This is a genomic window from Flavobacterium cupreum, from assembly GCF_003996965.1.
Lineage (GTDB): Bacteria > Bacteroidota > Bacteroidia > Flavobacteriales > Flavobacteriaceae > Flavobacterium > Flavobacterium cupreum.
Genome location: NZ_QWDM01000003.1, coordinates 438,491 through 449,565 on the forward strand (window position 1 = coordinate 438,491; position 11,075 = coordinate 449,565).

At 40.4% G+C, this 11,075-nt stretch carries 15 protein-coding genes and 1 pseudogene; 7 read left to right on the forward strand and 9 right to left on the reverse strand.

Annotated elements, in window-relative coordinates:
- Positions 1 to 7: 7 nt before the first annotated feature.
- Genes traK through D0817_RS06650 form a run of 7 tightly spaced genes read left to right on the forward strand, consistent with a single transcriptional unit; the run spans position 8 to position 4,654 of the window.
- On the forward strand, positions 8 to 631 hold the full coding sequence (traK, locus tag D0817_RS06620) for a conjugative transposon protein TraK (protein ID WP_127337614.1): 624 nt from the start codon (positions 8 to 10) through the stop codon (positions 629 to 631).
- Positions 632 to 642: 11 nt separating this feature from the next.
- A complete protein-coding gene (locus D0817_RS06625; protein WP_127337615.1) occupies positions 643 to 1,071 on the forward strand; it encodes a hypothetical protein in 429 nt (142 codons plus the stop codon).
- 18 nt (positions 1,072 to 1,089) lie between these two features.
- Positions 1,090 to 1,377, forward strand: a complete 288-nt coding sequence (locus D0817_RS06630; RefSeq protein WP_127337616.1) for a nitrogen regulatory IIA protein — start codon at positions 1,090 to 1,092, stop codon at positions 1,375 to 1,377.
- Positions 1,364 to 2,695, forward strand: coding sequence for a conjugative transposon protein TraM (traM, locus tag D0817_RS06635; RefSeq protein ID WP_127337617.1), 1,332 nt, complete (start codon positions 1,364 to 1,366; stop codon positions 2,693 to 2,695). The genes D0817_RS06630 and traM overlap by 14 nt, the downstream gene beginning before the upstream one ends.
- Positions 2,696 to 2,720: 25 nt before the next feature.
- The gene (gene traN / locus D0817_RS06640; RefSeq protein ID WP_127337618.1) at positions 2,721 to 3,614 is read left to right on the forward strand and encodes a conjugative transposon protein TraN; all 894 of its coding nucleotides are present in this window, start codon (positions 2,721 to 2,723) and stop codon (positions 3,612 to 3,614) included.
- A 24-nt stretch (positions 3,615 to 3,638) separates the two neighbouring features.
- Positions 3,639 to 4,199, forward strand: a complete 561-nt coding sequence (locus tag D0817_RS06645; protein ID WP_127337619.1) for a conjugal transfer protein TraO — start codon at positions 3,639 to 3,641, stop codon at positions 4,197 to 4,199.
- A gap of 11 nt (positions 4,200 to 4,210) precedes the next feature.
- On the forward strand, positions 4,211 to 4,654 hold the full coding sequence (locus D0817_RS06650; protein ID WP_127337620.1) for a DUF3872 domain-containing protein: 444 nt from the start codon (positions 4,211 to 4,213) through the stop codon (positions 4,652 to 4,654).
- A gap of 125 nt (positions 4,655 to 4,779) precedes the next feature.
- Here the strand turns inward: D0817_RS06650 and D0817_RS06655 are convergent, their stop codons facing one another.
- The 9 genes and pseudogenes from D0817_RS06655 to D0817_RS06700 form a co-directional block, all read right to left on the reverse strand.
- Positions 4,780 to 4,989: a hypothetical protein gene (locus tag D0817_RS06655; protein WP_127337621.1), complete on the reverse strand. Its 210-nt coding sequence runs from the start codon at positions 4,987 to 4,989 to the stop codon at positions 4,780 to 4,782.
- Positions 4,990 to 4,997: 8 nt separating this feature from the next.
- Positions 4,998 to 5,537 carry a hypothetical protein gene (locus D0817_RS06660; protein ID WP_127337622.1) on the reverse strand — a complete coding sequence of 180 codons (540 nt, stop codon included), beginning with the start codon at positions 5,535 to 5,537 and terminating at the stop codon, positions 4,998 to 5,000.
- Positions 5,538 to 5,961: 424 nt separating this feature from the next.
- Entirely contained in the window at positions 5,962 to 6,768 is an 807-nt protein-coding gene (locus tag D0817_RS06665; RefSeq protein ID WP_127337623.1) for a PRTRC system ThiF family protein, read from the reverse strand.
- Entirely contained in the window at positions 6,765 to 7,490 is a 726-nt protein-coding gene (locus D0817_RS06670; RefSeq protein ID WP_127337624.1) for a PRTRC system protein B, read from the reverse strand. The genes D0817_RS06665 and D0817_RS06670 overlap by 4 nt, the downstream gene beginning before the upstream one ends.
- Positions 7,491 to 7,492: 2 nt before the next feature.
- Complete coding sequence (locus D0817_RS06675) at positions 7,493 to 8,668, reverse strand: hypothetical protein (RefSeq protein WP_127337625.1); 1,176 nt, start codon at positions 8,666 to 8,668, stop codon at positions 7,493 to 7,495.
- A 17-nt stretch (positions 8,669 to 8,685) separates the two neighbouring features.
- Positions 8,686 to 8,904, reverse strand: coding sequence for a PRTRC system protein C (locus tag D0817_RS06680; protein WP_127337626.1), 219 nt, complete (start codon positions 8,902 to 8,904; stop codon positions 8,686 to 8,688).
- Positions 8,905 to 8,921: 17 nt separating this feature from the next.
- Entirely contained in the window at positions 8,922 to 9,557 is a 636-nt protein-coding gene (locus D0817_RS06685; protein ID WP_127337627.1) for a PRTRC system protein E, read from the reverse strand.
- On the reverse strand, positions 9,541 to 9,915 hold the full coding sequence (locus D0817_RS06690) for a hypothetical protein (RefSeq protein WP_127337628.1): 375 nt from the start codon (positions 9,913 to 9,915) through the stop codon (positions 9,541 to 9,543). Before D0817_RS06690 ends, D0817_RS06685 begins: the two co-directional genes overlap by 17 nt.
- A 327-nt stretch (positions 9,916 to 10,242) precedes the next feature.
- Positions 10,243 to 10,923, reverse strand: a pseudogene (locus D0817_RS06700) (DUF932 domain-containing protein); the annotation flags it as partial.
- Between the last annotated feature and the right edge of the window lie 152 nt (positions 10,924 to 11,075).

Below are 11,075 nucleotides of genomic sequence, written 5' to 3' on the forward strand. Positions count from 1 at the left end.
CAAGAAAATGGAATTTAAAACGCTAAGAAATATCGAAAACAGTTTCAGGCAGATACGCCTGTATGCTATTGTGTTTGCTGTGCTCTGCACAGGTGTTGCAGGATATGCGGTATGGAAGTCCTACAGTTTTGCCGAGCAGCAGAGACAGAAAATTTATGTACTGGACAATGGGAAATCACTCATGCTGGCACTCGCTCAGGATGCCTCAATCAACCGTCCCGTCGAAGCACGAGAACACGTAAGGCGGTTCCATGAACTCTTCTTTACACTTGCTCCGGATAAAAACGCGATTGAAAGCAATATGAAAAGGGCATTTAATCTTGCCGATAAAAGTGCCTTTGACTATTACAAAGACCTTTCGGAAAAAGGATACTATAACCGTATTATATCGGGCAATGTGCAGCAGCGCATCGAAATAGACAGTGTGTCCTGCAGCTTTGAGACCTATCCCTATTCAGTACATACCTATGCCAAACAGTTCATTATCCGTTCGAGCAACGTGACAAAACGTAACCTGGTTACGTCCTGTTTTCTGGTAAACTCCGTTCGTTCGGACAATAACCCGCAAGGCTTCAATATCGAAAAGTTCGCCGTGACAGAGAACAGGGATATTGAGGTCGTTAAACGCTAAATTAAAAAGACATGAAACAGATAATTGATTTAGAAACATTCTCAAAAAGCCTTTCGGATAAAGGCTATAACGGCTATTTCCATACGCAGTCTGCACATCCCGGCAGGTTAAAAGAAAGTATCAGTGACTATCTGGAAAGCTGCCAAAAAGGAAAGGAAGTTTTTTCTAACAGCGAATTTACGCTCATAGGCTATCTTAAATGGACAGGTGATGAACACCCGAGAATTGAATGCCGTATGCGGGTGAAACATGAAAACGGAAATTTCGAGCTTCAAAAAATGGAAATAACCCAAAAAGACCAGTTCGGCCAACTGTTAAAGCAATCGAAATTAGAAAATCTTTCAGTAGATACTATGCCAAAAGCGAGTGAAGCAATTGCTATGGTTAGTGATGTTATTGAGCAGGAAACTGTGTCAGCCCGCAGGCATTTCAAACTATAGCTAGAAAACAATATGATTATGAAAAATCTAAGAACCAATATGAGCGAGTGGTTTGACAGGTTGGATCATCGCTGGAAAGCACTGCCAGTAGAAAAACAACACAGCTGTACACTATACTTTTTTGCAGGATATGTACTGATTACTGCAGGGGTCATTTTTAAAACAGTACTCGATACGGCGGGATCCGATAATGATATGGAGATCAGGCATATTGAAAACCCTGCCCTGAAAAAGAAAGAAAGTCCTCCGACTTTAGGGGACAGTTTGATCACAATTCTAAAAAATAAAAATTATGAAGGAAAATGAAAAAAAGGTCAGCCTTCTTATTGAAGAAGGGGGCCAGAACAACACATCCAATCTTGCTGATGATCAAAAAAGCAAGCAGGAACGGCTTAAAAAACCACTGGTATTCGTTTTAATGGGCATCCTATTTTTAGGCTGTATGTACCTGATATTTAAACCGTCTTCCTCGGAAAAAGAAATCGAAAACATCGGACTCAACGATGCCGTACCGCAGGCAAGTGATGCAATAATGCAGGCAGACAAGCAAAAGGCCTACGAACAGGAGATGCTGGAAGAGAAAGACCAGGAAAAACAGAGTGCCCTTACCACGCTGTCGGACTATTGGAACGAGGGCAGTTCAGCCGATAACTCAACAGCAGTACCTGATGAAGAAGACCCAGACAATGGAACTGGCGTCGGTACTGGAAAATCCGGCAACCCGGCACTCAACAGCTATCGCAACGCACAAAGTACATTAAGTTCTTTTTATAAGGACGATAACAGCGAAACACAGGAACTCCGCAGGCAGCTCGATGAGCTAAAGGAAAAGCTGGCTGAAAAGGAAATACCCGCCGGAGTAACGACAACTGACCAACTGGCACTCATGGAGAAATCCTATCAGATGGCTGCCAAGTACCTACCCTCAGGAACCGTTACCAATCAGGTCCCAAACAGCAATAGCACTAGTACTGTTACTCCTGCGGCTATACAGGAAGGAAATTTTGCACCGCTCGTCCCAGCAGGAAAAAGCCCAGTATCATCGCTGTACCGCGAACCCAGTGATAGTACTTTTTTGGCAGAATGGAGCGGCGCCAGAAACCGCAGTTTTTATACGGCTGGTTCGTCCAAGCAAGTGGTAAAGCCAAAGAACAGCATCAAAGCCTGTGTACAGCAAACACAGACCATTATCGGTGAAAGCTTGGTACAGCTGCGTTTATTGGAACCTGCCCAGACTTCTGGCCGTATCATTCCCAAAGGTACCATCTTAACGTCCGCGGCTAAGATTCAGACAGGGCGTTTACAGCTAAAAGTTACTTCCATAGAAGTGGACGGTACTGTCATCCCTGTCGAAATCACCATCTATGACCTTGACGGACAGCAGGGCTTGCCCGTGCCGTATTCACCGGAAATGAACGCCCTTAGCGAAATGGCCGGCAATATGAGCCAGCAATCAGGAACAAGCCTCATGCTGACCCAATCGGCAGGACAGCAGATAGCCGCAGAGATGAGCAAAGGAGTGGTTCAGGGGATTTCCGGTTACTTCTCCAAAAAAGTAAGGACACCGAAAGTTACCCTAAAATCTGGGCATCAGGTTTTTCTTGTTTCAAAAAATAAAAAATAATAGTAAACTTAAAATCAATTACATAATGAAAAATCATTTAAAAATCTTTTGGGCTTTTGCCTTAATGATCGGCTCTATTGTGTCCTCTATGGCACAGGATGCTGTACAATCGCCACTTACTATGGGCGCTATACAACCCTATCAGATGGAAGTAACTTATGATAAGACTTCCCATCTGATTTTCCCCACTGCCATCCGTTATGTGGATCTCGGAAGTGAATACCTGATTGCCGCAAAGGCTGAAGATGCAGAAAATGTGCTTCGTGTAAAAGCATCGGTAAGGGAATTTGAAGCTGAAACCAATTTTTCGGTGATTACCGATGACGGCCGCTTTTACAGTTTCAACGTGTATTATAATCTCTCTCCCGAGACATTAAGCTACAGCCTTTTGACAATGCAAAAAGCAGTAGATAAATCTGCAACAAACGATGCGCTTTTTGAAGAGCTGGGCAATAATTCGCCATCTCTGGCAGTACTGCTGCTGGAAACCATCTATAAAAAGGACACACGTTTTGTAAAGCATATCGGGGCGAAAAGTTTTGGTATTCAGTTTATCCTTAAAGGAATTTACATCCATAACGGTAAATACTATTTCCATACCCAGCTGGAAAACCGCACCAATGTTCCTTTCCAGATTGATTTTATCAATTTCAAAGTGGCGGATAAAAAAATAGCCAAACGCACCGTGATACAGGAAAGATCACTGATACCACTTCGAACCTATAAGCCGCTGGATGAGATTGGCGCAAAAGCAAGCGAACAAAACGTTTTCCTAATGGACCAGTTTACCATTGCCGATGACAAGATTCTGCAGATCGAGGTTTTCGAGAAAAACGGTGGCAGGCATCAGGTACTTCAGGTTGAAAATTCGGATCTGATAAAAGCGCGACTCATTAATGATATGCACCTGAAATTTTAGTAATCCATTAAACGACAAAATAAAATGAAAAAATATATCTATACTGTAATGCTTATTTTGATGGGCATCACAATAGCACAGGCACAACGCATGCTGGCAAAACAAAAAGGACTGGAAGTAAATGCAGGTGTGTTATCCAATGATAAAATTGGCAATGATTATTACCTCAATATCGGTATGACCGTAAACGGCAAAAATGGTCATTACCAGCTGTGGTCGTTGGAATATACGCACCAATACCACGATTATAAAGACCTCATTATACCGCAGGAAACCTATACCGCCGAGGGCGGGTACAGTTTTTTCCTACTGGGAGATGCTCATATGAACATTACCCTCAATGCCGCAATAACCGGCGTAGTCGGTTATGAAAGCATCAATCGGGGTGAAACTATCTTGTATGACGGAGCAAAAATACAAAGCGAGGATAATTTTATCTACGGAGTTGGTGGACGTTTGACTATTGAAACCTACCTGTCAGACCGATTTGTATTAGTGCTGCAGGGGCGTACAAAAGTCTTTTGGGGTACGGATCTGGAACAGTTCCGGCCATCGGCAGGTGTGGGATTAAGATTTAATTTTTAAAACGAAAAACTATGAAAACATTTTTTAATAAGTTCACAATAGGATTACTGCCGTTAATACTGGCAGTGCTGATAAGCTCTGTTACACTCTTGTCCTGTGATAAGGGCGAATTGGAGATACAGAATGATTTCCCTTTTGAGGTAAAGGTGATGCCCATATCTAAAGACATTGCTAACGGCGATACTGTGGAAATAAGGTTAACCATACAGCCAGCGGGTAATTACACGGGCACGCAGTATTTCATCCGCTACTTTCAATTTGACGGGCAGGGAACCTTGCGGTATTACAATGAACCGCCTTACCAGCCCAATGATCTGTACGGGATACCAACAGCTCAATTCAGGCTGTATTACACTTCAAATTCCACTGTTTCCCAGTCTTTCGAAGTATGGATTTCGGATAATTTTGGAAATGAAAAACAAGTGAGTTTTGAATTGAACAGCATAAATAGATAAAATCAATAAGGATTGCTTTATAATAAAATGACCTGCTGCATTATAGCAGGTCATTTTTATAATTTACTTTTTATGATAGAAATCTTTAATCTAACCCCCATCGTTCATTATTCTAAAACAGAAAATTATGAAATACCTATAATGTACTGTTGCTTTTCCTGTACTAATATCTCCACCCTGTGAGAACTATTATTTCCCTGATGTGCCAAAGCATCCTGAATCGCTTCTTTTTTTGTCGATCTCCATTCAGATTTAAGATCTTTTTCTTTACAAACAGCTTTATATTGACGCTCAGATGTAAAGGCATTGCTTTTTAAAATAGTACTTTTTGCCATAATATAAATTAATTAGAGTTAAAACTTATCGGGAAAACTAAACGTACTCCAACGTTGTTTCTTTCAATTACTGTATAATTTGAATCTCTGGAATTGAAAATATCCGTAAAATTGTAATACAATTCAGCATTGATGGTTGATTTATCCTTTTTCTTGTCTAAGAATGGAAATACCACTCCTACACCAGCATTGTATACCGGTTTTATGTTTTGTGTATATTTACTTTTTGGAAAAATATGAAATCCTATTTCACTTTTATTAAATGGAAAATGATAAAAATCAACATCAACATTCAATTCGGTTATACCTGTTTTATAGGTTCCCGAATAGGCAAAGAATTTTTCAGCATTTTCTCTTGTTTGATTTGAATCTGATCCAATAAAATTGGTTTGGGTTACTTCCACTTTCTTTAAATCAGAAAAATTACTTTTATATTTCATGGCTAAAGAAGACGTAAAGTAGGTTGTCTTATTATTGCCCGCATTTAAATGAACATAAGTAGTAGTAGTAGTAACTAGCGTTAACAAAATGAGTAAAAGTTTTTTCATAAGTTTTTATTTTTAATCCACACGTAATAAACAGGTTAAGTCTGATTAAAAAATTAAATCTTATTTTTCAATCAAAATTTTTTCTTCTAAATTAAAAAAGATTTCTTTCCTAGGATTAGGTATTTATACGTATTTTTTTTACAAATATTTCTTATGATTCCGAAACAATAAAAAAGTAAAAGCGGTTACATCCAAAACGGCCTTCTTTTGCTTTTCTTTGGCCGCTGATGTGGAAAGAAAAGAAGCCCAAAATCTAGTTGAGGGATGTGTATCCCTGCCAAAAACGTCACAACCGCTTTGGTAAAATGTAAGGAATGAGGAATGGGAAAAGGTACATTTTTCCAATGTGGTTGTTCCACTTTTATGCAAAAAGACTGTCCCGACCATCGGAAGGGTCTGTCTTTTTGCCGCCGAAAATTGGTTTTCAGCCAACTTTTATCGGATGGGTTCGGAAATCCTTCAGATTGTGAAAAAATCCCCTGTATCGGGTCATTCCGTTGCGGAACAATCCCCAAAGCAATGAGCATCCCATCTGGGTCAATGAAGAATTGATAAACAAATCCTGTTTGTCCAATGCTTCTGCTAAACTGCAACTTGGCGTGTCGTCCTGCTGTTCGGACTCTTTGAGCACTTCTGCAAATTCATCGGTCACCATTGGCAGGCTTGCCACCGTTTGGTATTTCTCTGAACTGGGCTGTTTTATCTCTGTGATAGTAGATAGCAGGACTTGCCCTGTGTGCTGGCTGTTGCCAAAGTCCAGCCAATATTTTGGCTCATCCCTGTGATGTCTGCGATTGCTTATTTCTTTTAAAATTTCAGCCACCCCAAACCTTGATTGTACGTTGTCCACACAAGTAATAGTAATAATTGCCCTTACATTTTCGGGTAATCTGCCAAACTTGTCCTTTTCAAATTTTACCGTTTCGGCTTTCCAATTGGTGCCTGAAAAGCGGTTGACGCGATTGATTAAAGCAACGGATTTGTACAATCCTGTTTCGCACTCTGCAAAACGCTGTCTTCCTAAATTGGCATTCGTTATTATATCATCATCCCAAAGGCGAACGGATAATCCTGCGTGTCCGAGTTCAATTAAACTATGGTTCATTTCCATCAGGGCAGTCAATACCTTTGAGCCTGTGCCACCTGCACCGATTAAATTTACGGCAATTGGATTGCTGGGATTAATAAGATAATTGTCAGTAAAATGGACTTTTATTTTTTCAGTGTTCATTTGAGCAGGTTTTTAATTGTTTTGTTATTTGGTTTTAATACTTCCTTAGGAAAGGTTTTATCTGTTCCAATAAGGTCTTTGCATAGGGTTTCACAATTTCCTTTTATCGGATTGTAATTTCCTAATAAATGGCTGAAATAGCTGTTGAAAAAGTAATGTTCCCAAGCAGTAGTAAATTCCTCTACCGAAGCTGAGTTTTTGATATCGATACTTACCGTTCCCATACATACGTTACCGTTTTCATAGACATTGAAAAAAGGTGCATAATATAATGGTGTTTTCTCTGTGGGTCTTCTCTCGCTTGCAAGGGCAAATACAAAGAGGCTGTTTTTATTGGCATACCAAACCATTGGCGGAACTTGTGCCATTCCGCTCGAAATGTCCAAACCATTCACAAAAAACAATTGTCTTTGCTGTGCTTTGGTGTACCAGAGTACCGTTCCTTTTTCGCTCGGATTGATATGCAGAATGTTGGTCGGCAAAATTCCCTTTGGCTTTAAAAAGGCTTTGCTTTTTTCTTCATCACTCTGCAATGACTTTGCCAATACACTGGCTTCCTTTACGCTCAAAGGATGAGCATTGATGGGATTTCCGTTTTTGTCCATATCAAAATGCTCCACATACATATTGGTGTCAGTTCCTTTGGTTTCATAAAAAACCAAAGCGGATTTCGGGTGGTACAATGTTTCGAAATTCTCGGTGATGTCGTTTAAATTGTTCATTTTTATTCCGTTTTATATTCATATAATAAACCGCATAAATCGTTCAATAAGGGAAACAGGCGGTTCTCGAAATCAAGGCTTCCCGCTGTTATTGCACTTGCGTCAAAATGTTTGCAAATGGTGGGTTCTTCCATTGCCCCGTACTCATTAAATTCATTGTTGATGCTCTCGGAAAGGCTTTCATAGAGCCATCCTTTGGTATCGGCTATAAAGGAAATGTACTTTTCCATCCCGATGGTTTCATAGTCATAGTCATCCTCATTATTATCGGGGTCTTGTTCGGAAATGGAGGCATTTCGGAAAATGCCTGCTGTGGGATATTCCGTAAAAAGGGCAAAGGCATCACGGGCAATCTGCCTGCATTCCTGGTCAAAGGCATCAAGGCTTTTGAAACTATTTAAACGCTGTTCAAATAATTGCAGATTGATACGGTTGAATAGTTTCTGCTCTATCTTATCGCCAACCTCTTCGGCTTGCCTTAGCTCACTTTTACAGCTGTCGGTTTCGTCCGTTTCATCGTACTGTTCCACCCAATCGTTCATCATTTCATACATCCAATAGAGGTACGTGTTTTCCTGTCTGTAATACGGAATGTCGGCAATATGGTACAGATAACTGCAAACCGACAGAAGTAATTGGGCGGTCTTTTTCCGCTTCGGGTCGTGGAGCATTTTAAAGAGCGGTACTATGGGGATATAATACAGGGTAGTTCCTGTATTGTATCGCTCCTCACTTACCAAAAAGGTTTTGTTACTGTCCTGTACCAATCGCAAACTATCCCAATTGGTATGGGTTCGTTTTAATTGGGTTTCCATATCCCACATCGCCAAAGCGATATTGCAGGGATAGCCGTAAAGCTGTGTCTGCATCGGTTCAATGCTATAATGCTCGGAAAGTTTTGAGAGGGACTTATAAAAATCCCTTTCCAGTTTTGCTGTTTTCTTACAAGCCTGTACGGATGGTGCCGTTTTCAGTTTGGGCAGAAATGTACACTTTAGAATACCATTGGTAACATGGCTATCGGTACGGCTTTCTGTTTGTCTTTGCGCACCTCGTCTGCATCTTTGGGTCTTTGCATCAATTGTGCGAACTCGCCCAATTGTCGGTGCAACTGCTGTTGCCGTTTCTGTTCGGGCAGACTGATAACTCCCGATATGATGTTGCGCTTCATAATTCATCGTTTTTGATTTTTGGTTTAACCTTTTGTTCCCATTATGCTCTCCAATTTGTACTCCACTGCATCGTCCCTGATTTGCGGTGCAGATACTTTTGCAGTGGTCAGTATTGGGTACGTATTGGCATAGAAATTCATTACAGCTTCCACGCTCCAACGTGGTTCGGGGTCGGTCAGTCTGATGTCCTGACCTTTATCTTTGAGTATAAATACTCGTTCCAATTGCGTTGCTAATAACATAGTTTCTGATTTTGGGGTTAATATTCCTGCTCATCCTCGTTCTCTAATTCCTTTTCCTTTTCCACCTCGTCCGCTGAATAATCGGGATAAAGCCCCTCTTTTGAATGCTCGGGTTTTACTTCTTCCATTGTCCCGAAAAGGCTCGGTGTAGCAAACTTGTCGGACAATGCAGTCTTGCGTCTGCGTATCTCGTCCGCCTTTTCGGGAAACTCCGCCATCTCGGGTACTTTCATCCATGCTTCACGGAATCTGCTTTCTTTTTCGAGTTCGTCCGCTTTTGCCATTGCATCATTAAACTTCTTGTCTTTGGCTTCCTGTTCTTTCTTCTGCCTGTCGGCTTTTTCCTTTTCCATTGCCGATTGCTTTTTGGCTTGTTCCAACTGCTTCATAAAGCCTTCCATATTGACCATCAAACCCGAAGCGGTCTGTATGGGCGTAGTTATGGTCTGAAAAAAACCGTTGTCAAGTTCTTCGGCTGTTCCCCGAAGACTAAGGGGCGGTATGATGTTCTTTGCAGTATCTGCGCACCCATCGTTTTGAAGCATTATCGATATTATAAGGTTGTTTTCTGCTCCCTTTGCTATGGTCAGTTGCAGGTTACCTGTAAAATTCAACTGCGCTATCTGATTGAAAAAATTAGTTATCGTTGCCATAATTCAATTTTAATTTTTTAATGATTAATTCTATGATACTTTGTTCATCATGCCCTAACGCCCAAAGGCGTTTGATGAATTGCTCCATCCGCTGTTTGTATTCCTGTTCTCCATGCTCTCCTTTAAGGAGTAGCAGATGGGTATTCCAATCCCTTACGGCTTCGCCGATTATATTGGAAAGCTTTTGGGCATATTGTCTTTCCTCTGTCTGATTTTCTTTTGAAAGACCAAGTTTTATATAACTGCCCAACACATACCAATACAATCTGGCATCTTTACCATGTTTACGGTGGTTCTCTACAAATTCATTATAGAGATATTCCGCAAATTCAAAATTGTCTGCGTCTTGCTGTACCATGATTTTTATTTTTAGGTCATTCAAGTTAATTAAGTCTCATTATTTTCTCGTACTATCCCTGTATAGCTTTATAAGGGTGCTTTTTCTGACGTATAAACTCCATTGTTTTAGTAGCCCAAAAGCTGTTCCCAAACTCGTATTAAGCTATCGGTATCTACATAGAAATTTCCTGTTCGGTTACAATGGATGATATATAAAGTCTTGTGTTTGTATTTCTTTTCAAAACTTTTCCCCTTAGCGTTGCTTTTCGCTCCTTCTAATGATTTTAATTTTTTTATAATTTGAATTTAAAGGCTACCACTGATTAAGGAGGTAGCCCGTGGTTAATTAATTAAGGTTTAGGATTTCCGCACCGTCAGTTGCAAATGAAGTACACAGTTCAAAAGCCTTTTGGGACTTTAGCTGTGCGGTACCCCCCAATACAATACTCTGCAATTTGGCTTCATCGTTCTTGTAATTTCTTACGTTCTGATAGTAGCCAGTGACCGCATTATACGCTCCAAACAAAGTGCCTTTTGTGGTATCCATCTGCTGGGTGTCGCTTATCATCGCATAGGAAAAAGCATCATCAACGGTGTTTTTGAATACAGTGGAGATTTCATCTTGTGCACCTTTTTTGATAAGGTCAAGGGTTTCCTTGTTCGGGCAAAGTGCCAATTGTATCAGCTTTCTTACTTCTTTGTCAGTAACCTTGACCTTTGCCCACTCATTGAATATGCCCTCCAATTGACTGCTTAGTGTATTGGCGAGTCCCATTATCTTGTGGGCGTTCTCGATACGCTGTTTTGCCCCCGAAGTATGTTTGATACGCACTACATTGGTCATCGAACGTAATGAAGCATTAAGGGTATTTTGACAGACAATCCTAATGGGTGTAAATGCTGCGGTGATACTTCCACTACCATCGTGTGAAGTCGTTAGGAAAATGTAACGCTCGGTTACGTCATCTCCATTGCCCACACGGATATAATCAGGCAGTTTGGCTGTGATAAATATGCGTTCCCCTTTGTTATGTAAAGCTTTACATAAAAAAGGTTATGGAAAGTAAAGAATAATGTAAAGTAGAATATGACTAACCATTACTTTTGTGATAATTAAGACATTCTACTTTACATTATATCTTATTTAAAATTCTTGAGCCATTCTAAAAGATTTTCATT